Origin of the sequence: Rhodanobacter humi (assembly GCF_041107455.1) — a bacterium.
In the GTDB taxonomy this organism is placed as follows: Bacteria; Pseudomonadota; Gammaproteobacteria; order Xanthomonadales; family Rhodanobacteraceae; genus Rhodanobacter_A.
In genome coordinates this window covers 2896234-2921734 of record NZ_JBGBPY010000001.1, presented here as the reverse complement: position 1 = coordinate 2921734, position 25501 = coordinate 2896234, and the positions used below count along the sequence as shown (strand labels likewise).

22 protein-coding genes and 1 riboswitch are annotated in these 25501 nt (G+C 69.3%); of the genes, 16 read left to right on the top strand and 6 right to left on the bottom strand.

The window, feature by feature from the left end; genetic code table 11:
• Positions 1-35 precede the first annotated feature (35 nt).
• Both metB and metX read right to left on the bottom strand, forming a co-directional pair.
• Positions 36-1226, bottom strand: coding sequence for a cystathionine gamma-synthase (gene metB / locus AB7878_RS12905; RefSeq protein WP_439653797.1), 1191 nt, complete (start codon positions 1224-1226; stop codon positions 36-38).
• 49 nt (positions 1227-1275) lie between these two features.
• Positions 1276-2298, bottom strand: a complete 1023-nt coding sequence (gene metX / locus AB7878_RS12900; protein WP_369494759.1) for a homoserine O-succinyltransferase MetX — start codon at positions 2296-2298, stop codon at positions 1276-1278.
• Between the two features lie 76 nt (positions 2299-2374).
• Positions 2375-2489, bottom strand: a riboswitch (SAM riboswitch).
• Between the two features lie 140 nt (positions 2490-2629).
• Between metX and AB7878_RS12895 the strand changes: the two genes are divergently transcribed.
• The 6 genes from AB7878_RS12895 (at position 2630) to AB7878_RS12870 (ending at position 7906) form a co-directional block, all read left to right on the top strand.
• Positions 2630-3265 carry a peroxiredoxin gene (locus AB7878_RS12895; RefSeq protein ID WP_369494758.1) on the top strand — a complete coding sequence of 212 codons (636 nt, stop codon included), beginning with the start codon at positions 2630-2632 and terminating at the stop codon, positions 3263-3265.
• Positions 3266-3400: 135 nt separating this feature from the next.
• A complete protein-coding gene (locus tag AB7878_RS12890; protein ID WP_369494757.1) occupies positions 3401-4477 on the top strand; it encodes a cysteine synthase A in 1077 nt (358 codons plus the stop codon).
• Between the two features lie 153 nt (positions 4478-4630).
• On the top strand, positions 4631-5350 hold the full coding sequence (locus tag AB7878_RS12885) for a 2OG-Fe dioxygenase family protein (protein ID WP_369494756.1): 720 nt from the start codon (positions 4631-4633) through the stop codon (positions 5348-5350).
• Positions 5351-5391: 41 nt separating this feature from the next.
• Positions 5392-5751, top strand: a complete 360-nt coding sequence (locus AB7878_RS12880; protein WP_369494755.1) for a DUF1304 domain-containing protein — start codon at positions 5392-5394, stop codon at positions 5749-5751.
• Between the two features lie 116 nt (positions 5752-5867).
• Complete coding sequence (locus tag AB7878_RS12875) at positions 5868-6686, top strand: creatininase family protein (RefSeq protein ID WP_369494754.1); 819 nt, start codon at positions 5868-5870, stop codon at positions 6684-6686.
• A gap of 47 nt (positions 6687-6733) precedes the next feature.
• The gene (locus tag AB7878_RS12870) at positions 6734-7906 is read left to right on the top strand and encodes a YncE family protein (protein WP_369494753.1); all 1173 of its coding nucleotides are present in this window, start codon (positions 6734-6736) and stop codon (positions 7904-7906) included.
• A 90-nt stretch (positions 7907-7996) separates the two neighbouring features.
• On the opposite strand, the gene AB7878_RS12865 is transcribed toward AB7878_RS12870, so the two are convergent.
• On the bottom strand, positions 7997-8833 hold the full coding sequence (locus AB7878_RS12865; RefSeq protein WP_369494752.1) for a glucose 1-dehydrogenase: 837 nt from the start codon (positions 8831-8833) through the stop codon (positions 7997-7999).
• A gap of 197 nt (positions 8834-9030) precedes the next feature.
• Between AB7878_RS12865 and AB7878_RS12860 the strand changes: the two genes are divergently transcribed.
• From AB7878_RS12860 to AB7878_RS12835, 6 genes are all read left to right on the top strand, one after another.
• The gene (locus AB7878_RS12860) at positions 9031-10632 is read left to right on the top strand and encodes a peptide chain release factor 3 (protein ID WP_369494751.1); all 1602 of its coding nucleotides are present in this window, start codon (positions 9031-9033) and stop codon (positions 10630-10632) included.
• Between the two features lie 93 nt (positions 10633-10725).
• Positions 10726-11616 (top strand): CPBP family intramembrane glutamic endopeptidase, encoded by an 891-nt coding sequence (locus AB7878_RS12855; RefSeq protein ID WP_369495767.1) that lies wholly within the window; start codon positions 10726-10728, stop codon positions 11614-11616.
• 113 nt (positions 11617-11729) lie between these two features.
• A complete protein-coding gene (locus AB7878_RS12850) occupies positions 11730-15356 on the top strand; it encodes a response regulator (protein ID WP_369494750.1) in 3627 nt (1208 codons plus the stop codon).
• A gap of 8 nt (positions 15357-15364) precedes the next feature.
• Positions 15365-16219 (top strand): CheR family methyltransferase, encoded by an 855-nt coding sequence (locus AB7878_RS12845; RefSeq protein ID WP_369494749.1) that lies wholly within the window; start codon positions 15365-15367, stop codon positions 16217-16219.
• Positions 16216-16785, top strand: coding sequence for a chemotaxis protein CheB (locus AB7878_RS12840; protein ID WP_369494748.1), 570 nt, complete (start codon positions 16216-16218; stop codon positions 16783-16785). Before AB7878_RS12845 ends, AB7878_RS12840 begins: the two co-directional genes overlap by 4 nt.
• Positions 16782-17783 (top strand): diguanylate cyclase domain-containing protein, encoded by a 1002-nt coding sequence (locus tag AB7878_RS12835; protein ID WP_369494747.1) that lies wholly within the window; start codon positions 16782-16784, stop codon positions 17781-17783. Before AB7878_RS12840 ends, AB7878_RS12835 begins: the two co-directional genes overlap by 4 nt.
• Before the next feature lie 4 nt (positions 17784-17787).
• Here AB7878_RS12835 and AB7878_RS12830 read toward each other — a convergent pair whose 3' ends face one another.
• From AB7878_RS12830 to AB7878_RS12820, 3 genes are all read right to left on the bottom strand, one after another.
• Positions 17788-18258 carry a hotdog fold domain-containing protein gene (locus AB7878_RS12830; RefSeq protein WP_369494746.1) on the bottom strand — a complete coding sequence of 157 codons (471 nt, stop codon included), beginning with the start codon at positions 18256-18258 and terminating at the stop codon, positions 17788-17790.
• 70 nt (positions 18259-18328) lie between these two features.
• On the bottom strand, positions 18329-20803 hold the full coding sequence (locus AB7878_RS12825; RefSeq protein WP_369494745.1) for an acyl-CoA dehydrogenase: 2475 nt from the start codon (positions 20801-20803) through the stop codon (positions 18329-18331).
• Positions 20804-20822: 19 nt separating this feature from the next.
• Positions 20823-21719, bottom strand: coding sequence for an alpha/beta fold hydrolase (locus AB7878_RS12820; protein ID WP_369494744.1), 897 nt, complete (start codon positions 21717-21719; stop codon positions 20823-20825).
• A gap of 118 nt (positions 21720-21837) precedes the next feature.
• Between AB7878_RS12820 and AB7878_RS12815 the strand changes: the two genes are divergently transcribed.
• The 4 genes from AB7878_RS12815 to AB7878_RS12800 all read left to right on the top strand — a co-directional run bounded on the left by AB7878_RS12815 (position 21838) and on the right by AB7878_RS12800 (position 25496).
• Positions 21838-22416: a TetR/AcrR family transcriptional regulator gene (locus AB7878_RS12815; protein ID WP_369494743.1), complete on the top strand. Its 579-nt coding sequence runs from the start codon at positions 21838-21840 to the stop codon at positions 22414-22416.
• 200 nt (positions 22417-22616) lie between these two features.
• The gene (locus tag AB7878_RS12810; protein WP_369494742.1) at positions 22617-24395 is read left to right on the top strand and encodes a phosphoenolpyruvate carboxykinase (GTP); all 1779 of its coding nucleotides are present in this window, start codon (positions 22617-22619) and stop codon (positions 24393-24395) included.
• Between the two features lie 112 nt (positions 24396-24507).
• A complete protein-coding gene (locus AB7878_RS12805) occupies positions 24508-25056 on the top strand; it encodes an RNA polymerase sigma factor (protein ID WP_369495766.1) in 549 nt (182 codons plus the stop codon).
• Complete coding sequence (locus tag AB7878_RS12800) at positions 25053-25496, top strand: hypothetical protein (protein ID WP_369494741.1); 444 nt, start codon at positions 25053-25055, stop codon at positions 25494-25496. The genes AB7878_RS12805 and AB7878_RS12800 overlap by 4 nt, the downstream gene beginning before the upstream one ends.
• Positions 25497-25501: the final 5 nt, after the last annotated feature.

Below are 25501 nucleotides of genomic sequence, written 5' to 3'. Positions count from 1 at the left end.
TCCTACGGCCGCGCCCACATCGGCCAGCACCACGCTCATGCGCTCACCCGGCGTTTGGATTCGCCCGCGGCCACCGCGCGCGCCAGCGCGGCGTCAAGGTCGCGCAGCAGGTCGTCGCCGTCCTCGATACCCACCGACACGCGCAGCAAGGTGTCGGCGATACCGGCCTGGCGACGCGCCTCCGGCGCCATCGCGGCGTGGGTCATGGTGGCCGGGTGCGCGATCAGGCTTTCCACGCCACCCAGCGATTCAGCCAGCGAGAAGTATTCCAGGCCGTCGACGAAGGCGGCGATCTGCGCCTCCTCGCCTGCCAGCTCGAAGCTGAGCATGGCGCCGAAACCCTGCTGCTGGCGCGCAGCCAGTGCGTGGTAAGGGTTGGACGCGAGGCCGGGATACCAGACCTTGCGCACGACGGCATGGCCGTCCAGATGCGCGGCGATGCGCGCGGCGTTTTCCTGGTGCTGGCGCAGGCGCACGTTGAGCGTGCGCAGGCCGCGCAGGGTGAGGAAGCTGTCGAACGGCGCGCCGGTGAGTCCGTTGCAGTTGCCCCACCACTTGATCTGCTCGGCCACCGCCGGGTCGCGCGCCACCACCGCGCCGCCCACCACGTCGCTGTGGCCGTTGATGTACTTCGTCGTCGAATGCACTACCACGTCGGCACCCAGCGCCAGCGGCTGCTGCAGCGCGGGCGAGAGGAAGGTGTTGTCCACCACCACCAGCGCGCCCACCGCATGCGCGGCCTGCGCCACGTGACGGATGTCGGTGATGCGCAGCAACGGGTTGGACGGCGTTTCCACCCACACCAGCGCGGGCTTGGCGGCGAGGCCGGCGGCCAGCGCGGCGGGATCGGTGAGGTCGGCGAACTGCACGGCGAAGCGGCCCTTCTTCGCCCACGCGTCGAGCAGGCGCCAGGTGCCGCCGTAGCAATCGTGCGCGGCCAGCACGGTGGCGCCCGCGGGCACCAGCTCCAGCGCCAGCGCCACCGCGGCCATGCCGCTGGCGGTGACCACCGCGCCGACGCCCTGCTCCAGCTCGGCCAGCGCGTTCGCCAGCAGGTCGCGGGTGGGATTGCCGCTGCGCGAATAGTCGTAGGCCCGCTTCTTGCCGAAGCCCTCGAAGCTGTAATTGGTCGACAGGTGCAGCGGCGGCACCACCGCGCCGTGCTGGGTGTCGCTCTCGATGCCGGCGCGCACGGCGCGGGTACAGGGGGACGTGGTGTCGCTCATGGTGATGCTCCCGAAATTCAAAGTCGCGATGGTGTCGTTGTAGTGAGGCTCAGCGCAGCGCTTCGCGCAGCAGCGGCGCGAGTTGCTCCGGTTCCTTGAGGAAGGCGTCGTGGCCGTAGGGCGACTCCACCACCTCCAGCGTGGCCGGGCCGCGCAGGCGGCGCTGCAGTTCGCAGAGGTCGGCCAGCGGCACCAGCCGGTCGGAGGGGAAGCCGATCAGGGTGGCCGGCAATGGCACCTGTTCGGGCACCACGTCGTGCAGGTCGATGGATTCGGACAGCGCGAGGAAGCGCTCCGCATCGAAGCGCTCGACGAAGCGGCGCCCCTGGTGTTCGAGGTAATCCTCGACCGGGAAGTGGAAGCGATCGCCGCGCCATTCCGGCTCGCCGGCGAAGCGGCGGCCGAATTCGGCGCTGCCGCGGTAGGTGGTCATCGCCAGCTGGCGCGCCAGCGCCAGCGCCTCGTCCAGCTGGCCGCTCTGCTGGCCCAGCCGCACGATGCCGCGCTGCACGCTGCGCTGGGCGGTGGACAGCGGATGCGCGCGGTGCGCGCCGGCCAGCAACACCAAGCGGTCCGCCCGCTGCGGATGCCGCGCGGCGAAGGCCAGCGCCACCATCGCACCGTAGGACGAACCCACGAAGGCATGCGCCCTGGCGATGCCCAGCGCATCGAGCAGCGCGGCCAGCGCGTCGGCCTGGTCCTCGCTGGAGATGGTGCCGGCGCCGAGTTCCGCCGGGGTGAGCCAGTCGATCGCCAGCACGCGGTAGCGGGTCAGGTCGATCGCCGCTTCCTCGGCCACCAGCGCCTGCCACCAGCCCGGCGCGGCGTCGGCCGGCGCGGTGACGTCGCGGTCGGCGGAGATGCCGCCCTGCACGATCACGGTGGGCGCATCCGGCACACCGCACCACAGGTAGCGCACGTCGACCGCGCGCGGACCGCTGCCGTACTTCGGGCGGAGGGTAAGCCGCCGGGTGCTGCGCTGGACGCCGAGCCCGCCACGCGCACGCGGCGCGACGGGAAGTGCGACCACGTCGGCGGTACAAGGGGGGCGGGTTTCGGGCAGCTGGCTCATGCGTCTCTCCGTTCGGCATCGCCTGCGGATGCCGGAGAGGAGCCCCGCGCCACGGCACGAAGCCGCCTGCGCAAGCCGCCCATCTGCCGGTGGGCGCCGTAGCCCCGCCGCAGGAGTTGGCACCGTCGCGGAACATTCCGCAGGTTGCCCCGGCTTCAAAGGGCCTGTCCCTCAGCCGGTCTCGATGAGTGGCGACGATATTGCCGACCCAAAGCAAACCTGTCAATAGACGTCTAAACGTCTGGACGCTTATATGCATATTCGTGATAACCATTTCCAGACCGCTCGCCGCCAGCACAAGCTGGCCGCCCAATCCTCCACGGAGCCAGCCATGAGCCTGCAACTGGGCGACATCGCCCCCGACTTCACCCTCGACTCCACCGCCGGCACGGTGCGCTTCCACGATTACGCGGGCGACCACTGGGTAGTGTTCTTCTCGCACCCGAAGGATTTCACCCCGGTGTGCACCACCGAACTGGGCGCGTTCGCAAGCCGCAAGGCGGAGTTCGACGCGCGCCGCACGAAGCTGATCGGCCTGTCGGTGGATACCGTGGCCGACCACCATGGCTGGGCGAAGGACGTCGCCGACGTGGGCGGCGCGGAGATCAACTATCCGCTGCTGGCCGACCCCGAGCTGGAAGTGGCGAAGCTCTACGGCATGTTCCATCCCAAGGCCGACCCCAAGGTCACCGTGCGCTCGGTGTTCGTGATCGACCCGCAGAAGAAGGTGCGGCTGATCCTCACCTACCCGCCGAGCGCAGGCCGCAACGTGGACGAGGTGCTGCGCGTGCTCGACTCGCTGCAGCTCACCGACGGCCGCAAGCTCACCACGCCGGTGGACTGGCAGCCGGGCGACGACGTGATCATCGCGCCCTCGGTGTCCGACGAGGATGCGCGCAAGCTGTATCCCGACGGCTGGCGCACGCTGAAGCCCTACCTGCGCCTGGTGCCCGCACCGGCGGCGTGAGCGTCCCTCCTGCAGGAGCGGACCCTGTGCGCGAATGCCTTGACGCTTGATCGAAGCCACGAGCATTCGCGCACAGGGTGCGCTCCTACGGGCCTGCTTGGACGACATGTCCTGATTCGTGAGTGAACCCTCGCCATGAGCATCCACCCCGACCTCTCTGCCAGCGTGGGCCACACCCCGCTGATCCGCCTGCGCCATGCCAGCGAGCTCACCGGCTGCGAGGTGCTGGCCAAGGCCGAGTTCCTGAATCCCGGCGGCTCGATCAAGGATCGGACCGCGCTGGGGCTGGTGCTGGACGCGGAAAAGCGTGGTGAACTCAGGCCCGGCGGCACCATCGTGGAAGGCACCGCCGGCAACACCGGCATCGGCCTCGCCCTGGTTGGCGCCAGCCGCGGTTATCGCACGGTGATCTTCATGCCGGACACGCAGAGCGCCGAGAAGATCGCCGCGCTGCGCGTCACCGGAGCCGAGGTGCGGCTGGTGCCCGCGGTGCCGTACAAGGACCCCAACCACTACGCCCACCATGCGCGGCGCCACACCGAGGCGCTGAACGCCGCGCGCCCCGGCAGCGCGTGGTTCGCGAACCAGTTCGACAACACCGCGAACCGCGACTGGCACGCCGCCACCACCGGCGTGGAGATCTGGGAGCAGACCGAGGGCCGCGTGGACGGCTTCGTCTGCGCCGCCGGCACCGGCGGCACGCTGGCCGGCGTGGGCCACGCACTGAAGGCGCGCAAGCCGCAGGTGCGCATCGCGCTGGCCGACCCGACCGGTTCGGCACTGGCCAGCTACGTGCGCACCGGCGAACTGGCCGCCAGCGGCAACTCGATCAGCGAGGGCATCGGCTCCAGCCGCATCACCGCGAACTTCGACGGCGCGGCCATCGACCTCGCCTGGTCGATTCCCGACGACGAATCCGTACCGCTGGCGCACCGCCTGCTGCACGAGGAGGGTTGGTGCGTGGGCGGCTCCAGCGGGGTGAACGTCGCCGGCGCGATCCGCCTCGCCCGCGCGCTGGGCCCCGGCCACACCATCGTCACCGTGCTCGCCGACGCCGGCACGCGCTACCAGGCCAAGCTGTTCAATCCTGCCTTCCTGCGCGAGAAGGGCATCCCGGTGCCGGACTGGCTGGAGCAGGCGTTTCCGACTGCGGCGCCGGCCCAGCCGCCGCGCCCGGAAGTCGTGCATCGCGTGTTCGCCAAGGCGCTCTGAAGGGAACCTCGAAATACCTCTCAACTTGCGTCATTCCGGCGAAAACCGGGATGACGAGCAAAAAAGCGGTTATTCGATGTTCCCTGAAGTGCCGCCCGCGCGGCCCACGAGCGAGCCAGTGCCGCTTCATGCGCGACCTGTTAGCGTGCGCGCATGAACGCCCCCACGCCTCCCGATCTGCGCGTCGCCCTGCGCCGCGACGGCTACGCCTTCGTCACCGCCGAGGTCATGCGTGGCCTGCTCGACGCGGCCACGCTCGCCGACTGGCCCACGTTCGCCGCCAGCTGGAACGCGCTCGGTGACGACAGCTACCTCGCCGCACGCGGTCGCCATCGCCGTCGGCGCCATGCGGTGTTCACCGCCGGTGCCGACGGCGCGATCCGCCGCGAGCCGCACCAGCCGCATCACCAGAGCGTCACCTACAACGCCTTGCAGGGCGGCATCGAGCGCTGGTTCGAGCCGGTCGAGGCGGGCATCGCGGACGGCGCCAGCCTGCGCCGCGTCCTCGCGTTCTGCCGCGACGGCTTCGGCGCGCTGGCGCCGGAAGTACGGCAGTGGCGCATCGAAGTGCACCAGTTCCGCATCGAGGCGCGCGCCGACGAGGCCGGCGAACCCACGCCCGAGGGCGTGCACCGCGACGGCGTGGACTACGTGCTGGTGCTGCTGGTCGACCGCGAGAACATCGAGCGCGGCATCACCACCATCCACGCGCCCGACGGCCACGAGCTGGGCCAGTTCACGCTTGCCCACGCCTTCGACGCGGCGCTGGTCGACGACCACCGCGTGTTCCACGGCGTCACCCCGGTGGTGCCGAAGGACCCGGCGCTGCCCGCGCACCGCGATGTGCTGGTGGTGACGTTCAAAGCGGACTGAGCTGCACTACGCTGGGCGCCGCGCCCACTCCGGAGCCACGCATGTCCATCGCCGCCAATCTCGTGATCGCCCTGATCGCGCTGCTGCACGTCTGGTTCCTCGTCCTGGAGATGTTCCTGTGGACGCAGCCGCGTGGCCGTCGGACCTTCGGCACCACGGCGGCATTCGCCGAGCAATCGAAGACGCTGGCCGCGAACCAGGGCTTGTACAACGGCTTTCTCGCCGCCGGCCTGGCCTGGGGCCTGCTGCTGTCCGGCAGCGAGGCCTTGCACGTGAAGTGCTTCTTCCTCGGCTGCGTGCTGCTCGCCGGTATCTACGGCGGCCTCACTGCGGCACGCAAGATCCTCTGGTTCCAGGCCTTGCCCGCCGCCGTCGGTCTGGTGCTGGTGCTGCTGACCTAGACGCGTGCCGACCCGGCGCAGCGTTCGCGATCCTGTACGCAGGAAAAATGGGCACAACGGTGCCCGCGCCGTCGAACAGTAAGATGGGCTGATCTGGTCCCTCGCAAGGAATCTCCATGCCCTCCCGGCTGCTGAAACGCGCCTGCGCGTTCGCCGTGCTGTTCGCCGTCGCACAGACGGGTTTCGCGCAGACGCCCGCCACCGTGCAGTTGCAGGACCTCACCTGGACCGAGTTGCGCGCGCAGATCTACGCCGGCAAGACCACCGTCATCATCCCGATCGGCGGCACCGAGCAGAGCGGCCCGTACATCGCGGTGGGCAAGCACAACCGGCGCGCCACGATACTGGCCGAACGCATCGCCGAGCAGTTGGGCAATGCGCTGGTGGCGCCGACGGTCGCCTACGTGCCCGAAGGCAGCTACGCCCCGCCGACCTCGCACATGCGCTTCCCAGGCACCATCACCATCCCGGACAGCACGTTCGAGCAGCTGCTGGCCTCGGCCGCGAACAGCTTCGCCGTGCACGGCTTCCGCAACATCGTGTTCCTCGGCGACCACGGCGGCTACCAGAAGGACCTGCAGCACGTGGTGGCGCAATTGAACCGGCAATGGGCCGGCAAGCCGGCGCGTGCCTTCGCGCCGCCGGAATACTACGAGGCGAGTTCCACCGGCTACGCGCAGACCCTGCGCCAGCACGGCATCCGCGACGACGAGATCGGCACCCACGCGGGGCTGGCCGACACTTCGCTGCAACTGGCTGTGGCGCCGCAGATGGTGCGACTGGAGCGCCTGCGGACAGCGCCGAAGCCCGGCGCGGCGGACGGCGTCTACGGCGGCGACCCGCGCCGCTCCAGCGCGGCGCTGGGTCAGCTCGGCGTCGACGCGATCGTGGCGCGCACGGTCGAGGCGATCCGCCGCGACACGGCTGGGCGATAATGCGCCACTCGCATTCCATGCACCTCCCTCCCCTGCAGCGAACCACCATGTCCCCAGCATCCCTTCGTCTTCCGCGCCTCGCCCTGCTGGCCGGCACCGCCCTGGCCGGCCTGGTCGCCGCCCCGCTGGCCGCCGCCGCGTCGTCGGTCCAGACCGTTCCCGGCATGCCGCCGGTGCTGAATCCCGCCAACCTGTACAACGAGGCCGGCGTCGGCCACCTCAGCCCCGCCGTGGCCGGCGATCTGGCGCGCATCTACGTGCCGAACCTGCGCGGCGACAGCGTTTCCGTGATCGACCCGGCCACCTACAAGGTGGTCGACACGTTCAAGGTCGGGCAGAGCCCGCAGCACGTCGTGCCCTCGTGGGACCTGAAGACGCTGTGGGTGACCAACAACGCCGAAGGCCACAGTGACGGCAGCCTCACCCCGATCGACGCGCGGACCGGCAAGCCGGGCGCCTCGATCCCGGTGGACGATCCGTACAACATGTACTTCACCCCCGATGGCAAGCAGGCCATCGTGGTGGCCGAGGCGCACGCGCGGCTGGACTTCCGCAATCCGCACACGATGGCGCTGGAATCCAGCCTGCAGGTGCCCGGCTGCAAGGGCATCAACCACGCCGACTACTCGATCGACGGCCGCTACGCGATCTTCACCTGTGAATTCGGCGGCCGGCTGGCGAAGATCGACATCGTCCACCGCAAGGTGCTGGGCTACCTGCAACTGGACAAGCACGGCATGCCGCAGGACATCCGCGTCTCGCCCGACGGCAAGGTGTTCTATGTCGCCGACATGATGGCCGACGGCGTGTTCCTGATCGACGGCAACAGCTTCCAGAAGATCGGCTTCATCAAGACCGGCGTCGGCACCCACGGCCTGTACCCGAGCCGTGATGGCAGCAAGCTCTACGTGGCCAACCGCGGTTCGAACAAGATCCACGGGCCGCGCAAGGGCAAGGGCAGCGTGTCGGTGATCGACTTCGCCACGCGCAAGGTGGTGGCGAACTGGCCGATCCCCGGCGGCGGCAGCCCGGACATGGGCAACGTCAGCGCCGACGGCAGGACGCTGTGGCTGTCCGGCCGCTTCGACGACGTGGTCTACGCCATCGACACCGGCACCGGCAAGGTGCGCAAGATCAAGGTCGGCGCCGAGCCGCACGGTCTCGCGGTATGGCCGCAGCCGGGCCGCTACTCGTTGGGGCACACCGGGATCATGCGCTGACGGCAGGGCAAAAAGACGAGGTGCGCTTTCGCCGCCGTCTAGCCGAAAAGCCCGGGCAATGTCCCGGGCTTTTCGTTTTCGAGGTTGCGGCTACCCCTCGTTGCAGGCCGGGTCTTCCGCCGCCGATCTGCTCCTCGGCACAGCGGCCGAACCGGCCAGGATGCCGCCGTCGATATGGATCTCGCTGCCGGTCATGTAGGTCGCCTCGTCCGAAGCGAGCAGGACGGCGATGGCAGCAACCTCTTCCGGCCTGCCGAAACGCCGCAGCGGCGTATCCCTGACGAAAGCCGCCATGTTCGTTTCGCGCTCTTCGTCGCTGCCGAGCATCGGTTCCCACATCGGCGTGAGCACCGCTGCCGGATGGATGGCATTGCAACGCACGCGCAATCCCTGCTCTGCGCAATAGAGCGCCACGCTCTTGGTGTGATTGCGTACTGCCGCCTTGCTCGATGCATAGGCGGCAGCCGCAGGGATACCGACCACGCCGGAGCGCGACGAGATGTTGATGATCGAGCCGGTGCCGCGTGCGCGCATGACCCGAATCGCTGCGCGGCAGCCGAGGAAAACACCATCGAGATTGGTCGCATGCACGCGCCGCCAATCGGCGAGGCTGGCGTGCTCCGGGTCGTGGGCGGCCGCGCCTTCCTCGAAGCCGGTGATGCCGGCGTTGTTCACCAGCACGTCGAACCGTCCGGAGCGATCCAGCACATGATCCATGCAGCACTGCCAATCTATCTCTTCGCGGACATCCAGCCGCAGGAACGTCGCCTGCTCGCCCAGCCGCCTTGCGACAGCTTCGCCCAAGGTGCTGTCGATGTCCGTCAGATAGACCCTCGCGCCTTCATCCACGAAGGCCGCGGTGATGGCCGCACCGATGCCGCGCGCCGCGCCGGTGACCAGCGCGACCTTGCCATTCAAACGTCCCATGGTTTACCCCTTGCCTGATTCAGATAGGCAATGCACACCAAGTGCCTTGCCACCAACTGCTGCTCAAGCAAGGTTCATGGCACAGCTCTCCCGGCGCGCAAGGGGAAGGAAACGAGGCAAGGGCGGGCACCATTGGGTGGTACCCGGATCGGGCCGCTACAATAGCAGGTTCGCGCCTTTTGACTGCCCCGCTGCCCATGTCCATCCACCTCCAAGAAACCCGCCGCCGCCGCACCTTCGCCATCGTCAGCCATCCCGACGCGGGCAAGACCACGCTGACGGAGAAGCTGCTGCTGTTCGGTGGCGCGATCCAGATGGCCGGCTCGGTGAAGGGCCGCAAGGCGGCGCGCCACGCCACCTCGGATTGGATGGCGCTGGAGAAGGAGCGCGGCATCTCGGTGACCTCGTCGGTGATGCAGTTCCCCTACGAGGGCAAGATCGTCAACCTGCTCGATACCCCCGGCCACGCGGACTTCTCCGAGGACACCTACCGCGTGCTCACCGCAGTGGATTCGGCGTTGATGGTGATCGACTGCGCCAAGGGCGTGGAGGAGCGTACGATCAAGCTGATGGAGGTGTGCCGCCTGCGCGACACGCCGATCATGACCTTCATCAACAAGCTCGACCGCGAGGGCCGCTCGCCGATCGAGCTGCTGGACGAGGTGGAGTCGGTGCTGGGCATCGCCTGCGCGCCGCTGACCTGGCCGATCGGCATGGGCAAGCGCCTGAAGGGCGTGTACCACCTGCTGCTGGACGAGGTGCACCTGTTCGAGCAGGGCAAGAACTTCACGCGGCAGGATTCCACCATCTTCAAGGGCCTGGACGCGCCCGGCCTGGAAACCGCGATCGGCAGCGAGGCGCTGGCCGAGCTGCGCGAGGAACTGGAGCTGGTGCAGGGTGCCGCGCCTGCGTTCGACCTCGACGACTATCTCGCCGGCAAGCTCACGCCGGTGTTCTTCGGCTCGGCGGTGAACAACTTCGGCGTGCAACTGCTGCTGGACTTCTTCGTCGAACACGCGCCCGCGCCGCGCGCACGCGCCACCACCACGCGCGAGATCGTGCCCGAGGAAGAAAAGCTCACCGGCTTCGTGTTCAAGATCCAGGCGAACATGGATCCCGCCCACCGCGACCGCGTGGCCTTCATGCGCGTGTGCTCGGGCACTTACGCAGCCGGCATGAAGATGATCCAGACGCGCACGAACAAGGAAGTGCGCATCGCGAACGCGCTCACCTTCATGGCCAGCGACCGCGAGATCGTGGAAACCGCCTACCCGGGCGACGTGATCGGCCTGCACAACCACGGCACCATCGCCATCGGCGACACCTTCACGGAGGGTGAGCCGGTGTCCTTCACCGGCATCCCGAACTTCGCGCCCGAGCTGTTCCGCCGCGCGCGCCTGCGCGATCCGCTGAAGATGAAGGCGTTGCAGAAGGGCCTGGCCCAGCTCTCCGAGGAAGGCGCCACCCAGTTCTTCCGGCCCTTGATGAGCAACGATCTGATCCTGGGCGCGGTGGGCGTGCTGCAGTTCGACGTGGTGGCCTATCGCCTCAAGGACGAATACGGCGTGGACGCGGTGTTCGAGCCGGTGACCGTGGCCACCGCGCGCTGGGTGCACTGCGCAGACGAGAAGAAGCTGGAGGAGTTCCGCGAGAAGAACGCGATGAACCTCGCGATCGACGGCGCCGGCGAACTGGTCTACCTGGCGCCCTCGCGGGTGAACCTGCAGCTGGCGCAGGAGCGCGCGCCCGCGGTGCGCTTCGCCGCCACGCGCGAACATGCGACGTCCGTGGAAATGTGACGCGACGACGCGTGGCGGAAGTCACGCAGACGGAACCCCGCACGCCCGCTAGGCTTTGCGGCAATCATCCAGGGGATTGCTTACATGAATGGCATGCCGTCGCTCGCCTACGTCACGCCGGCCACCGCGCCGTCATGGAAACGCTGGCTGGTGTGCTCGCCGCTGGCGCGCATCGTGATCTTCATGGTGCTGTTCATCGCGCTGAACCGGTCGAGCTCAGCGCTCGTCCACCTGCTCATGCACGGCATGGCCAAGACACCGATGAGCTCGGCGCTGACCTACCTTGCGGTCGTCCTGCTGCCGGCGATCGTCACCTACGTGTTCCTGGTCCGCGTCGTCGAGCGCCGCAAGCCGGAAGAACTGGCGCCGCGGCGCTGGCCCGGCGCGCTCGGCGGCCTGCTGGCGGGCAGCCTGCTGTTCAGCACCGTGGTCGGCGTGCTGTGGCTGCTGGGCAGCTATCACGTCACCGGCTTCAATCCCCACGCCGACTGGCTGCCGGCCCTGCTGGTCACCGGCATCGGCGCCGGCATCGGCGAGGAGATCATGTTCCGGGGCGTGCTGTTTCGCGTTACCGAGGAAGGCCTGGGCACCTGGGCGGCGCTGCTGATCTCGGCGCTGTTCTTCGGCTTCGCGCATGCCGGCAATCCGGGCGCCACCGCATGGAGTTCGGCCGCCATCGCGATCGAGGCCGGCCTGCTGTTCGGCCTGCTCTACCACGTCACCCGTTCGCTGCCGGTCTGCATGGGCCTGCACGCGGCCTGGAACTTCTGCCAGGGCACGGTCTACGGCATCCCGGTCTCCGGTTTGAAAGCCGACGGCTGGCTGGTGTCCACCCGCACCGGCCCGGACTGGCTCAGCGGCGGCGTGTTCGGCGCCGAGGCCTCGGTGGTGGCGCTGACGCTGTGCCTGCTGTGCTCGGCCGCGCTGCTGGCGCTGGCGCTGCGCCGGCACACGCTGGTGCCGCCGAGCTGGCGTCGGCGCTGACCGGGCGGTCGCCGGCTATGGCTTGACGCCCGCAGCGGTTACCCTGTGCGCCACACCCGCGCACGGCAGGAACGTGCGCCGGCCAGCCCTTCGAAACGTTCGGCGACACGACCATGCCCGCGACGACCCGAAAGTATTCCTGGCTGGCGAACCAGCCGATCCAGCGCAAGATCCAGCTGGCCATCGTGCTGCTGCTCGGCGTGTCGCTGGCCGCCAACCTGCTGATGCTCGATTCGCTGCGCCAGCAGGACGTGGCGCGGCACTGGTACGTGCACACCTATTCGGTGCTGCAGCAGGTCGACGAGATCCACCACGCGACCAAGACTGCCCAGGTCGGCATCCGCGGCTATCTGCTGGACCAGCGCCCCGAACAGCTCGCCGCCTACACCACCAGCGTGCGGGAGTTCGGCGGCCTTGCCCGCAAGCTGCGCACGCTGACCGCCGACAACCCGGTGGAGCAGGTGCGCATCGACCGGCTCGAAACCCTGGTGGCGCAATGGCTCCAGGAAGTGGACGACGGCGCGGTCGCGCCGCTGCAGAAGCTGGGGGCGCTGGACCAGTCGCAGCAGGCGACCGAGCGGCAGCGCATCCAGTCCGACTACATGAGCCACCGCTCCGTGCGGGCCGCCAACATCCTCGCCCTGCTCGACCAGATGAGCGCCACCGAGCAGGGCTTGCTGGCCAGCCGTACCGCGCGCATGGATCAACTGATGGTGCGCACCCGCGTGATCGACGCGGTCTTTGGCGTGCTGATGCTGCTGCTGGGCATCTGGGTGATCTCGCTGTGCTACCGCCTGATCACCCGGCCGCTGCGGCGCATCACGGACCAGATGAACCGGCTCGCCGCGCATGACCACACCATCGAGGTCCGCCAGGTGGAGCGCGGCGACGAGATCGGCGAGATCGCCCGCGCGCTGCAGGTGTTCAAGGAGATGGCGATAGCGACGCACGACAACGCCCGGCTGAAGAGCCAGGTCGCGGCGATCTCGCAGCAGCTGCAGGAAGCCACTACCCACCGCGCATTCGCCGAGCAGCTGACCGGCGAACTGATGCCGCTGCTCAAGGCCGGCGTCGGCCTGCTCTACCTGCACGACGAAGCCAGCGGACGACTTGACCTGATCGGCAGCTACGGCCTCCGGCTGGGCGCCCATCCCGCCGTGCGCTACCTGCCGGGCGAGGGCCTGGTCGGCCAGTGCGCGCAGGACCACCAGCCGATCGAACTGGACCAGCTGCCGGACGACTACCTGCGCATCGACTCCGGCAGCGGCAACGCGCTGCCACGCCACCTGCTGATCCTGCCCGTGCTGCTGCGCGACCGCCTGATCGGGGTGCTGGAATTCGCCGGCTTCGAGGCGCCGACGGCACCGCAGCGGCAGCTGCTGGAGCAGTTGTTGCCGGTGATCGCGCTGTCGCTGGACAACCTCAACCGCGCGGTGCGCACCCAGGACCTGCTCGAACAGACCCAGGAACAGGCCGACCAGTTGCGCGTCAGCAGCATCACCCTGCGCCAGCAGCAGGAAGCGCTGCGCGACTCGCACGACAACCTGGAGGCGAAGACGCTGGAACTGGAGGAACAGTCGCAGCGCCTGCTGGTTTCCGAAGAGGAACTGCGCGTGCAGGCGGAGGAACTGCAGGCCTCGAACGAGGAACTGCGCCTGCAGAGCGACACCTTGCACGAGCAGAAGCGCACGCTGGAAGCACTGCAGGCGGAGACCGCCGAGAAGGCGCAGGAACTGGCGCGCGCCAGCCAGTACAAGAGCGAGTTCCTCGCCAACATGTCGCACGAGCTGCGCACGCCGCTGAACAGCCTGCTGATCCTCTCGCGCAGCCTGGCGGAGAACCCGGGTGGGCGGCTGGACAGCGAGGAAGTCGAATCGGCGCAGATCATCCACGACGCCGGCAGCAGCCTGCTGCGTCTCATCAACGACATCCTCGACCTGTCCAAGATCGAGGCCGGAAAGATGGAGCTGGCGCTGGACGACTACGCGCTGGAAGACCTCGCCCGCAGCCTGCGCCGCAACTTCGACCACGTGGCCCGCGACAAGCGGCTGGACTTCACCGTGCAGTTGGCCGGCGACCTGCCCGCGCGCATCCACACCGACCCCGGCAAGCTGGAGCAGATCGTCAACAACCTGCTGGCGAACGCATTCAAGTTCACCGCCGCCGGCTCGGTGCAGGTGCGCATCGGGCGCCCGTCCGCCGAACTGGCGCTGCCCGCCGCACTGGCGGACCCGTCGTCGCTGCTGGCGATCAGCGTGCGCGACAGCGGCATCGGCATCCCCGCCGACAAGCAGGAGAAGGTGTTCGCCGCGTTCGAGCAGGTCGACGCCAGCACCAGCCGGCAGTACGGCGGCACCGGCCTCGGCCTCAGCATCTCGCGGCGCATGGCCGCCCTGCTCGGCGGCGACATCGTGCTGCGCAGCGAAAGTGGCCGCGGCAGCGAATTCACCCTGCTGCTGCCCGAGCGCAGCGTGGCTGCCACGCCGGCCACGGCCGCGGAGGCGCCGCTGGCCACCACAGCCGTGCGGCCGCCGTCCGGCCCCGCGCTGCTGCCGGGCAGCCTGCCCGACGACCGCGAGCGCATCGCCCCCGGCGAGGCGCCGATCCTGATCGTCGAGGACGACCCCGCGTTCGCGCGCATCCTCGCCGACATGGTGCGCCAGAAGGGCTATCCGATGCTGCTCGCCGCCAACGGCGAGAGCGGGCTGGAGCTGGCGCGCCGCTACCGCCCGCTGGGCATCCTGCTCGACGTGATGCTGCCGGGCATCGACGGTTGGACGGTGGCCGAGCGGCTCAAGGCCGACCCGGCCACGCGCGCGATCCCGGTGCATTTCCTCTCCGCCGCCGATGGCGCCGAGCACGGCCACGAACTTGGTGCGGTGGGCTTCCTCACCAAGCCGGTCAGCCGCGAGCAGATCAACGAGGCGGTCGAGCGCCTGCTGCACGTGGCGCGCGACCGCACCCGCCGCCTGCTGGTGGTGGACGACGATGCGGCCGAGCGCAGCGCACTGCGCAACCTGCTGCGCCAGGAGGGCGTCGAGATCGACGAGGCGGCTTCCGCCGAGCAGGCGCTGGAACGGATCGCGGCCGACGGCTACGACTGCATCGTGCTGGACCTCGGCCTGCCCGGCCTCGACGGCGTGGATCTGCTGGAACGCCTTGCCGCCGGCGGCAGCGTGCCGCCGGTGGTGATCTACTCCGGCCGCGACCTCAGCCGCGAGGAAAGCCTGCGCATCCGCCAGTACACCGACAGCATCGTGATCAAGGGCGAGCGTTCGCCGGACCGGCTGCTGGACGAGGTCAGCCTGTTCCTGCACCGCATCCGCCAGCAGCCGGCCGCCAACGCGGCCGAGGTCGCCGACGGCCTGCAGGGCCACCAGCTGCTGCTGGTCGACGACGACATGCGCAACCTGTTCGCGCTGTCGAAGGTGCTGCGCGGCTGGGGCCTCAAGGTCAGCATGGCGCAGGACGGCCCGCGCGCGCTGCGCATGCTGGACGAGGACGCCGCGCTGGAGCTGGTGCTGATGGACATCATGATGCCGGGCATGGACGGCTACGAGGCGATCCGGCAGATCCGCGCGCAACCGCGCCATGCCCAGCTGCCGATCATCGCGCTCACCGCCAAGGCGATGCGCGGCGATCGCGAGCAATGCCTCGCGGCCGGCGCGAACGACTACCTCTCCAAGCCGGTCGACCTCGACAAGCTCAACTCGATGATCCGCGTCTGGCTGCGCCGCTGAGGCCAAAAGTGGACCATCCGCCGGACGACCTCGAACTCGAAGGCATCGAACTGGACCTGTTCGTCGAGGCGATGCGGCGGCGCCACGGCTACGACTTCGGCCAGTACGCGCCGGCCTCGCTGCTGCGCCGCGTGCGCCAGCTCGCGCAACGCCACGGCGACGGCGCGATCAGCGCGCTCACCCATCGCCTGCTGCACGAGCCGGCCCTGCTGCCGCAGCTGCTGGAAGGCCTGTCGGTGCCGGCCTCGGACATGTTCCGCGACCCGTCCGTGTTCCGCGCGCTGCGCGAGCAGGTATTGCCGCTGCTCGCCTCCTGGCCGCAACTCACGATCTGGCAGGCGGGCTGCGCCCACGGCGAGGAGGTGTATTCGCTGGCGATCCTGCTGGAGGAGGCCGGGCTGTACGAGCGCAGCCAGATCTTCGCCACCGACCTCAGCGCGCAAGCGCTGGAGCGTGCGCGCGAAGGCATCTACCCGCTGCGCTCGGCGCAGCAGTGGTCGCGCAATTATCTGGCGGCCGGCGGCAACCATTCGCTGTCCGACTACTGCAGCGCGCGCTACGGCCTGCTCAAGCTCGATGGCCGGCTGCGCCGCCACGTCACCTTCGCCCAGCACAACCTGGCGGCCGACGCGGTGTTCTGCGAGGCGCAACTGGTGCTGTGCCGCAACGTGCTGATCTACTTTTCCAACCCGCTGCAACAGCGCAGCCTCGCGCTGTTCCGCGACTCGCTGGTGCGCGGCGGCTTCCTCTGCCTGGGGCTGCGCGAGCGCCCGGGCGCCGCGGAAGCCGACTTCACGCCCATCGACGCCAACCTGCGCATCTACCGGCACATCGGCCCGACGGCGACGGAACGGCGGCCATGACGCGCCCGGCCGCGATCGTGCTGGGCTGTTCGGCCGGCGGCCCCGAGGCGCTGAAGGTCGTGCTGGGCGGACTCGATCCGCGCCTGCCGCAGGCGGTGCTGGTCTGCTGCCACACCGGCTCGGAAACGGTGGCGCTGCTGTGCGAACTGCTGGCCCGCGCCTCGCGGCTGCCGGTGATCGAGGCGGCCGAGCGCGAAGCCGTGCGCGGCGGCACGGTGCAGGTTGCACCCGCCGGCTACCATCTGCTGGTGGAACGCGACCTGCACTTCACGCTGTCGACGGATCCGCGCGTGAACCTGGTGCGGCCTTCCATTGACGTGCTGTTCGCCTCCGCTGCCGCAGCATGGCGCAACGCCCTGGTTGGCGTGGTGCTCAGCGGCGCGAACGCCGACGGCGCCGACGGCCTGCGCGAGTTGCGCCGGCTGGGTGGCTGCGCGATCGTGCAGTCGCCGGACGACGCGCTGGCCAGCGCGATGCCGCAGGCGGCGCTAGCCCGCGCCGGTGCCGACCATTGCGTACCGCTGGATGCGATCGCCCCCCTGCTCAACCAGCTGTGCCTGCCATGACCGACCTGCGTCCGAAGCTCCTGATCGTCGATGACACCCGCGCGAACCTGGTGGCGATGCGCCACCTGCTCGGTGACTGCGGCGCCGAACTGGTCGAGGCCACCAGCGGCAACGAGGCGCTGGCGCTGTGCCTGGAACAGGCGTTCGCGCTGATCCTGCTCGACGTCAACATGCCCGACATGGACGGCTTCGAGGTGGCCACCCTGCTCGGCGAGACCGAGCAGTTGCGCGACACGCCGGTGATCTTCGTCACCGCCGCCTACGCCGACGACGTCGACCGCCTGAAGGGCTACCGCTCCGGCGCGGTGGACTACATCGCCAAGCCGATCAACGACGTGATCCTGCGCTCGAAGGTGCGCGTGTTCCTCGACCTCTACAACGCGCGCATGGAACTGCAGCAGGCGCTGGGCGAACTGGGCGAGCGCAACCGCCAGCTGCAGGCGGAGATCGCCGAGCGCCAGCGCGCCGAGGCGCAGGTGCGCCATCAGGCCACCCACGACATGCTCACCGGCCTGCCGAACCGCGCGCTGTTCCACGAGCGCCTGCACCAGGCCATCGCGCAGGCGCCCGGGCGCGGCTTCGCGATGGCGATGCTCGACATCGACGGTTTCAAGGCGGTCAACGACACCCACGGCCATCCGGTCGGCGACGCCCTGCTCCAGTCCATCGCCGTGCGCCTGCGGGCGCACGTGCGCGCGGGCGACACCGTGGCGCGGCTGGGTGGCGACGAGTTCGCGCTGATCCTCGAGGACGCCGCGCAACTGCCGCTGCTGCTCGAACGCTGCCAGCAGCTGTGCGACACGCTGGCCCTGCCCTATCCCCTGCCCGGCCCCGCCGGCGAGGTGGTGGCGCGGGTCAGCGCCAGCATCGGCATCGCGCTGTGGAACTCCGGCACGCCCTCGGACGAAGCCCTGATCCAGGCCGCCGACCGCGCGCTCTACGAGGCCAAGCGGGCGGGCAAGAACCGCTGCCTGCTCGACGTGGCGCACGCCGCCTGAGCGATCAATCCCGGCGCCGTGGCGACAACCACATGTCGATGCGCGCGCGAAACACTTCCTCGCCCGCGTCGTCGCACACGCTGATCCGCACCGGCCAGGCATAACCGGCAGGCGCCTCCACCGCCGGCGCATCCGGCGTGGCAACGGCGTGCATGGTGCCGCGCGCCTTGGCCAGGTATTCCACCGTCATCCCCCTGGGAATCCAGCGCATCGAGTCAGGGATGCTGGCGTCGGTCAGCATGCCGCCGCTCAGCTCGGCGAGGTTGCACAGCGCGATCGCGTGCACGGTGCCGATGTGGTTGTGCACGCGGCGGCGGTCGCGTATCGCGATCTCGCAGCGCCCCGGCGCCAGCGCCACGAAGCGCGGCGCGATGGTGGCGAAGTACGGCGCCTTGAAGCAGATCAGCCGGCCGTACAGCCAGCGCCCGGCGGGCCACCGGGAAAGCCGGTGCCAGAGTTTCAGCGACTCGCTCATGCACTTGGCTCCCGAGAAGCGAACGGGGCAACGCACGCCCCGTTCCTCTATCCCAATATCGCGACGCGACTCAGGCCGCGTCGGCCAGCTTCTTCCGGCGCTCGTCCGCACGTGTCACCGCCGCACGCAGCTCGTCCGGATCGAAGTCGTCCACCGAGATGAACTCGAACACCGCCACGTGCACGCGCTTGAGCAAGTCGTGCTCGGCCTGGGTCACCACGCCGGCGGCCAGCGCCTCGGCCAGTTGGCCATCGTAGTCGTGCGCCTTGAACTGGCCGGCCTTCAGGCCCTTCAGGAACTTGCGCTCCACCGGCTCGGCGGCGATCACGTCGGGCAGCAGCGCGTTCATGCGGCCCACCGTGTTGTTCGCCGTGGGCTTGAGATACACCCATTCGACCAGGCGGTCGCGCGCCTCGTTCGGCGCGGTGAGCAGCGCGGCCACGCGACGGCCGAGGCGATCGGACGGCGGCACCTCGCGGCGGCCGAACGGGAACACCAGCGCACGCAGCAGCCAGGCCACCGGGCGCACCGGGAAATTGCGGATCGCGCCGTCCAGCGCGTTCTGGATCAGCCACATGCATTCGTGGAAGCCCCAGGCAAGGAACGGGCGATCCGCCTCCGGCCGGCCGGTGTCCTCGTAGCGCTTGAGCATGGCGCTGGCGATGTAGAGATAGCTCAGCACGTCGCCGAGGCGCGCGGAGAGCTTCTCCTTGAATTTCAGCTTGCCGCCCAGCACGCCCATGAAGGTGTCGGCGCACAGCGCCAGCGCCGCGGAGTAGCGGTTGAGCTTGCGGTAGTAGCGGCGCGTGTAGGCGTCACCCGCGGCATCGCCCATGCGGCCGCCGGACAGGCCCATCGCGAAGCTGCGCACGGCGTTGGAGAGGCCGAAGCCGATATGGCCGAACAGCGCCTTGTCGAATCGGCGCAGCCGCTGGCTGTAGTCGACGATGGACAGCGCCTCCATTTCCTGCAGCACGTAGGGATGGCAGCGGATCGCGCCCTGGCCGAAGATCATCAGGCTGCGCGTCATGATGTTCGCGCCTTCCACCGTGATCGCGATCGGCACGCAGGCCCAGCCGCGGCCGGCGTAGTTCTTCGGGCCCAGCTGCACCGCCTTGCCGCCGTGCACGTCCATGGTGTCGCCGGCCACCACGCGCGCCCATTCGGTGGCGTGGTACTTGGCGATCGCCGAGGGCACCGCCGGCCGCTCGCCGCGATCCACCGCCGCCGCGGTGGCGCGCGACAACGCCGTGGTGGCGTAGGTGAGCCCGCCGATGCGCGCCAGCGCCTCTTCCACGCCCTCGAAGCGGGCGATCGCGAGACCGAACTGCTTGCGCATGCGCGCATAGGCACCGGTGGCCGCGGCCGAACCGCGCATCGCGCCCGTCGCATTCGACGGCAGCGAAATCGCGCGACCCACCGACAGGCATTCCACCAGCATGCGCCAGCCGTGGCCGGCCATGTGCGGGCCGCCAATCAGCACGGACAGCGGCGCGAACACGTCCTTGCCGTGGATCGGGCCGTTCTGGAACGGGATGTTCAGCGGGAAATGCCGCCGGCCGATCTGCAGGCCCTGGGTGGAGCGCGGCAGCAGCGCGAGGGTGATGCCGAGATCCTCCTTGTCGCCCAGCAGGTGCTCGGGGTCGTACATGCGGAAGGCCAGGCCCACCACGGTGGCGATCGGCGCCAGGGTGATGTAGCGCTTGTCGAAGGTGAGCCGGATGCCCAGCGTCTCGACGCCATCGACGACCTGCTTGCAGACGATGCCCACGTCGGGAATCGAGGTGGCGTCGGAGCCGGCGTACGGGCCGGTCAGCGCGAAGCAGGGAATCTCCTCGCCCACCGCCAAGCGCGGCAGGTAGTGGTTCTTCTGCTCGTCCGAGCCGTAGTGCAGCAGCAGTTCTGCCGGACCCAGCGAGTTCGGCACGGCCACGGTGGAGGCGACCGTGGCCGACATGGTGGAAAGCTTCTGCAGCACCGCCGAATGCGCCAGTGCCGAAAACTGCAGGCCGCCGTACTGCTTCGGGATGATCATGCCGAAGAAGCGGTGCTTCTTGATGAAATCCCAGATCTCCGGCGGCAGGTCGGCCAACTCGTGGGTGATCTGCCAGTCGTCGATCATCGCGCAGAGTTCTTCCACCGGGCCGTCGAGGAAGGCCTGCTCCTCCACGCTCAGTTCGGGCTTCGGCTGCTTGAGCAGCTCGCTCCAGTCCGGCTTGCCGGAGAACAGTTCGCCCTCGAAACCCACCGTGCCGGCCTCCAGCGCGGTCTGCTCGGTCTCCGACAGCTTCGGCGTGACCTTGGCGAACATCTTCAAGAGCGGCGCGGTGATCTGCCGGCGACGGAACGAATCCATCAGCAACGGCACCGCGATGCCCAGTTCGACGATCAGCAGGATGATCGTCGTCCACGGCGCGCCGGCCACGAGGCCCACGACCAGGGTGGCCACGGGCGCCGCCACCGCGAACGTGCGTAGGCTGCTGCGGTGGTAGGCACAGGCGCCGCTCGCGATGAGCGCCGCCAGCAGGGTCAGTATCACGGCCATCTCGACATCCTCGCTGCGGTCATGCGATGCGTTCGCCCGGCCGGGCCCCCGCATCGTCCAGGGTACGAATGAAACTTGCGATCTCGCGGGTGAAGGCGTCGTTGGCGTCGCCCGCCAGCATGTGGGTGGCGCCGGCCACCTCGACGTGGCGCGCGTGCGGCACCAGCTGCAGGAATTCGGCAACCGTGGCGTGCGAGACCACGTCGCTGCGCGCACCCGAGAGCAACAGCACCGGCACGTCCACCTGCGCGGCGGCGGCGAACAGGCGCGGCTGATAGCGCTCGCTCTCGGCGACCAGGCCGCTGGCCAGCAGGGCCGGATCCCAATGCCAGCGCAGGCGGCCATCAGCACCTTCGCGCAATAAAGGCTTGAGTTGTTCCTCGCTCTTGCGACCCGTGCGGTGCGGCAGGTAGCTCGCGATCTGCTCGGCGGCCTCGGCGTAATCGGCGAAGCCGTCCGGATGCGCCTGCATGAAGGCGAGGATGCGCTCCACGCCCTTCGTCTCCCAACGCGGCGTGATGTCCACCAGCACCAGCGCGCGGAACGGGGGTGGCCGCGTCTCGCCCGCCGCCACCAGGCCAAGCAGGCCGCCCATCGAGGCGCCCACCAGCACCGGCGGTTCGGGCTGCGCGCGGGCCAGCGCCAGCATGTCGTCGGCGAACTGCTGCATGTGGTAACCGACTTTGGAGTCCGCGCCGTCCGGCAGTCGCCCGCTCTCGCCGTGGCCGCGTGCGTCGTAGCTCACGCAGCGGCAACCCTGTGCCGCCAGCGCGGCGACCGTGCCGCCCCAGGCGCCACGGGTCTGGCCGAAACCGTGCGCGAACAGCAGGGTCGGCGCGTCCGCGGCGCCGCAGGTTTCCACGGCCAGGCGCAGGCCGTCGGCGGTGGCGACGTACCCGGTGCCGCTGGCTGGCATCGATGGCGCAAACTTTTCCATACGGACGAGTATGGATCGCCCGATCCGGCCTCGTCAACCCGCCCGCATCGACGTCGCCGTGGATTACAAAGCGGGGCACAGCGGCTACCATACGGTCATGGATTCCAGCCCCAAACCGGAACGCACCCGCCTCACCGCGGAAGATTGGGAGGTTGCCGCCCTGCAGATGATCGCCGATCAGGGCGTGGGCGCGCTGGCGGTCGAGGCCCTGGCCCGCCAGCTGGGCGTCACCAAGGGCAGCTTCTACTGGCACTTCCGCACCCGCGAGGCCTTGTTGCAGGCGGCGCTGGAACGCTGGGAGCAATACGGCGAGCGCGAGGTGCTGGGCCAGATCGAGCAGATCGCCGACCCGCGCCTGCGCCTGCCTGAGCTGTTCCGCCGCGTGGCGCACGAGGTGCAGCCGCACCGCGTCTACGCCGCCCTGCTGAAGGCGCTGGACCACCCACTGGTGGTGCCGGTGATGGCGCGCGTGTCGCAGCGGCGCACCGAATTCCTCAACACCGCCTATCGCGAGGCCGGCCTGCCGCCGCGCGAGGCGCTGAACCGCGCGCGGCTCACCTACGCCGCCTACGTCGGTTTCCTGCAACTGAACTTCACCCTGGGCCTGCCGCGCATCAACCACGAGGAATTCGACGCCTACGTGGAGCACATGATCGCCACCCTGATCCCGGCCTGATCCACCCTCACGAGAGCTTGCGAAACGGCGCTGCGGCGCCGTTTTTGCGGCCACCCTCCTCGGTAGCCGCCCTTCGGACCATCGCTTGCACGATGTCAAAAATCGCTCCCGGCGATTTTTTGCTGCAAGCATCCTTGCAATGCCAGTGCGTGCAAACTACGGTTCCTCCACTTTTTTTTCTCAAGACCAGTGAGGACACGATGGCAAGCACGTTGGAAGCGCTCGAACGCTGGGTCGGCGAGGTGGCGGCACAAACCCGCCCCGCGAAGATCCACTGGTGCGACGGCTCGGAGGCCGAATACCAGGCGCTGCTGCGGCAGATGCTGGCCGACGGCACCCTGATCGAGCTGAACCAGGCGACCCACCCGGGTTGCTACCTGCATCGCTCCAACCCGTCCGACGTGGCACGCGTGGAACACCTCACCCTGGTCTGCCACCCGAATCAGGAAGACGCCGGCCCGAACAACCACTGGATGGCCCCGGCCGAGGCGCACGCGAAGATCGACGCGCTGTTCGACGGCTGCATGGAAGGCCGCACCCTGTACGTGATCCCGTACTGCATGGGCCCGATCGATTCGCCGCTGTCGCGCTGCGGCGTGGAAATCACCGACAGCCCCTACGTGGTCGCCAACATGCGCATCATGACCCGCATGGGCAAGTCGGCGCAGGAGCGCATCGAGCGCGAGGGTGCGTTCGTGAAGGGCCTGCACTCCACCGGCGAACTTGACCCGGAACGCCGCTGGATCATGCACTTCCCCGCCGAGCGCACGATCAAGTCCTACGGCTCCGGCTACGGCGGCAACGCGCTGCTGGGCAAGAAGTGCCACGCGCTGCGCATCGCCAGCAACCAGGCCCGCGACGAGGGCTGGCTGGCCGAGCACATGCTGATCGTGGGCATCGAGAATCCGCAGGGCGACACGCATTACATCGCCGCCGCCTTCCCCTCCGCCTGCGGCAAGACCAACCTTGCCATGCTGATTCCGCCCGAGGGCTATCGCAAGGATGGCTGGAAGGTGTGGACGGTGGGCGACGACATCTGCTGGATGCGCCCCGGCGCGGATGGCCGGCTGTACGCGATCAATCCCGAGGCCGGCTTCTTCGGCGTGGCGCCGGGCACCAGCGACAGCAGCAACCCGAACGCATTGAAGTCCATCGCGCACGACACGATCTTCACCAACGTCGCCGTCACCGCCGACAACCAGCCGTGGTGGGAAGGTCTGCCCGGCACGCCGGTCACCGACTGGCAGGGTCGCCCGTATGACCCGGCGAACGGTCCGGCCGCGCATCCGAATTCGCGCTTCACTGTGAGCGCGAAGCAGTGCCCCACCTGGTCGCCGAAGGCCGAGGACGCGCAGGGCGTGCCGATCAGCGCGATCGTGTTCGGCGGCCGCCGCCCCTCGCTTCTGCCGCTGGTGATGGAAGCGCGCGACTGGACCCACGGCGTGCTGATGGGCGCCGCGATGGGCTCGGAAACCACCGCCGCCGCCACCGGCGCGGTCGGCGTGCTGCGCCGCGACTCGATGGCGATGAAGCCGTTCGCCGGTTACCACTACGGCGACTACTTCGCGCATTGGCTGTCGTTCGACCGACCCGGCGCGAAGCTGCCCAAGATCTTTCACGTCAACTGGTTCCGCAAGGGCAAGGACGGCAAGTTCCTGTGGCCGGGCTTCGGCGAGAACCTGCGCGTGCTGGAGTGGATGATCGCGCGCGTGGATGGCAAGGCGCGCGGTACCGAAACACCGATCGGCACCCTGCCCGCCGCCGGCGAACTCAAGCTCGACGGCTTGAAGCTGGATGCAGCCACGCTGGCCGAGCTGCTCGCGGTGGATCGGGCCGGCTGGCAAGTCGAACTCGCGGCCATCGGCGAATATCTCGACGGCTTCGCTCCACGCCTGCCCGCCGCCCTGCGCGCGGAACAGCAGCGCGTGGCCGATGCGCTGGGCGCCGACGCCATGCCGCGCAAGGCGGCCACGGCCTGACGATGACCCCATCGTCGCGGATCGATGCATCCGCGACGATGCAAACCCTGGCGCCCGCGGCGGCATCCAAGCTGGCAAGATGATCGCCGCCTGTCCCGCCACCGACCGCTCGATGCCGCCAGCCTCCGCTGCCGCTGACCACGACACCGACGACGTACACGCGGCGGCGGCCGGTGATCGGCTGGCGTTCCAGCGGCTGTATCGCCGGCATGTCGAGCGCATCCACGGTGCGTTGTGCCGGCTCGCCGGCTACGACCACGCCCGCGCCGAGGACCTCACCCAGGAAGCCTTCGTGCGCGCCTGGCAAAAGCTGCCCGGCTTCCGCCACGAGAGCGCGTTCGGCACCTGGCTGTACCGCCTCGCGATCAACGTGGCGCTGATGGAACTCCGCGCCCGCCGCGCCGACCCGGTCGGCTTCGTGGACGAGGACAAGCTGCCCGAACACGGCGAGACACCGTTCTGCGCCGCCGAGCGCGAGGAACTCGAGCGCGCCATCGGCAAGCTGCCGCCGCGCGCACGCGCCGTGCTGGTGCTGCACGACATCGAAGGCTGGCGGCACGAGGAAATCGGCAACGAACTCGACATGGCCGTCGGCACGTCCAAAGCGCAACTGCATCGCGCGCGGCAACTGCTGCGCCGGGCCTTGGGAGAAACACCATGAACGAATTCGAATGGCGACAGCAGATGCGCAGCCTGCGCCAGCCGATCGCGCCTGGCCGCGACCTGTGGGGCGCGATCGACGCCGCACTGGAAGCGCACGACGGCAACGTGACGGCGCCGCAAGCCACGCGACGCGCCACGCGCCAGCCCTGGTTGCTGGCCGCCGCGCTGGCCAGCGCCTTCCTGCTGGCCGGCAGCATCGGCCTGCGCCTGCACCGCAACGCCACCACGGCGACGGATGGGGCAACCGCGCTGGCGAAATCGGCGTGGAATCCGTCCGACCCGCGCCTCAGCGGCGCGGCGATCGAGCTGGACGCGGCCCGCCTCGAACTGCAGCAGGCCATGCAGCAATCTCCCCATTCGCGCGCGCTGCAGCGCCTGCTGGCGCGCACCGAACAGCAACAGACGCAATTGCGCCATCTCGTCCACGAGGCCGGCTGATCCAC

Coding starts and splice junctions, on each gene's coding strand:
- metB (WP_439653797.1), bottom strand. CDS start 1,226: ATGAGCGACACCACGTCCCCCTGTACCCGCGCCGTGCGCGCCGGCATC.
- metX (WP_369494759.1), bottom strand. CDS start 2,298: ATGAGCCAGCTGCCCGAAACCCGCCCCCCTTGTACCGCCGACGTGGTC.
- AB7878_RS12895 (WP_369494758.1), top strand. CDS start 2,630: ATGAGCCTGCAACTGGGCGACATCGCCCCCGACTTCACCCTCGACTCC.
- AB7878_RS12890 (WP_369494757.1), top strand. CDS start 3,401: ATGAGCATCCACCCCGACCTCTCTGCCAGCGTGGGCCACACCCCGCTG.
- AB7878_RS12885 (WP_369494756.1), top strand. CDS start 4,631: ATGAACGCCCCCACGCCTCCCGATCTGCGCGTCGCCCTGCGCCGCGAC.
- AB7878_RS12880 (WP_369494755.1), top strand. CDS start 5,392: ATGTCCATCGCCGCCAATCTCGTGATCGCCCTGATCGCGCTGCTGCAC.
- AB7878_RS12875 (WP_369494754.1), top strand. CDS start 5,868: ATGCCCTCCCGGCTGCTGAAACGCGCCTGCGCGTTCGCCGTGCTGTTC.
- AB7878_RS12870 (WP_369494753.1), top strand. CDS start 6,734: ATGTCCCCAGCATCCCTTCGTCTTCCGCGCCTCGCCCTGCTGGCCGGC.
- AB7878_RS12865 (WP_369494752.1), bottom strand. CDS start 8,833: ATGGGACGTTTGAATGGCAAGGTCGCGCTGGTCACCGGCGCGGCGCGC.
- AB7878_RS12860 (WP_369494751.1), top strand. CDS start 9,031: ATGTCCATCCACCTCCAAGAAACCCGCCGCCGCCGCACCTTCGCCATC.
- AB7878_RS12855 (WP_369495767.1), top strand. CDS start 10,726: ATGCCGTCGCTCGCCTACGTCACGCCGGCCACCGCGCCGTCATGGAAA.
- AB7878_RS12850 (WP_369494750.1), top strand. CDS start 11,730: ATGCCCGCGACGACCCGAAAGTATTCCTGGCTGGCGAACCAGCCGATC.
- AB7878_RS12840 (WP_369494748.1), top strand. CDS start 16,216: ATGACGCGCCCGGCCGCGATCGTGCTGGGCTGTTCGGCCGGCGGCCCC.
- AB7878_RS12835 (WP_369494747.1), top strand. CDS start 16,782: ATGACCGACCTGCGTCCGAAGCTCCTGATCGTCGATGACACCCGCGCG.
- AB7878_RS12830 (WP_369494746.1), bottom strand. CDS start 18,258: ATGAGCGAGTCGCTGAAACTCTGGCACCGGCTTTCCCGGTGGCCCGCC.
- AB7878_RS12825 (WP_369494745.1), bottom strand. CDS start 20,803: ATGGCCGTGATACTGACCCTGCTGGCGGCGCTCATCGCGAGCGGCGCC.
- AB7878_RS12820 (WP_369494744.1), bottom strand. CDS start 21,719: ATGCCAGCCAGCGGCACCGGGTACGTCGCCACCGCCGACGGCCTGCGC.
- AB7878_RS12815 (WP_369494743.1), top strand. CDS start 21,838: ATGGATTCCAGCCCCAAACCGGAACGCACCCGCCTCACCGCGGAAGAT.
- AB7878_RS12810 (WP_369494742.1), top strand. CDS start 22,617: ATGGCAAGCACGTTGGAAGCGCTCGAACGCTGGGTCGGCGAGGTGGCG.
- AB7878_RS12805 (WP_369495766.1), top strand. CDS start 24,508: ATGCCGCCAGCCTCCGCTGCCGCTGACCACGACACCGACGACGTACAC.
- AB7878_RS12800 (WP_369494741.1), top strand. CDS start 25,053: ATGAACGAATTCGAATGGCGACAGCAGATGCGCAGCCTGCGCCAGCCG.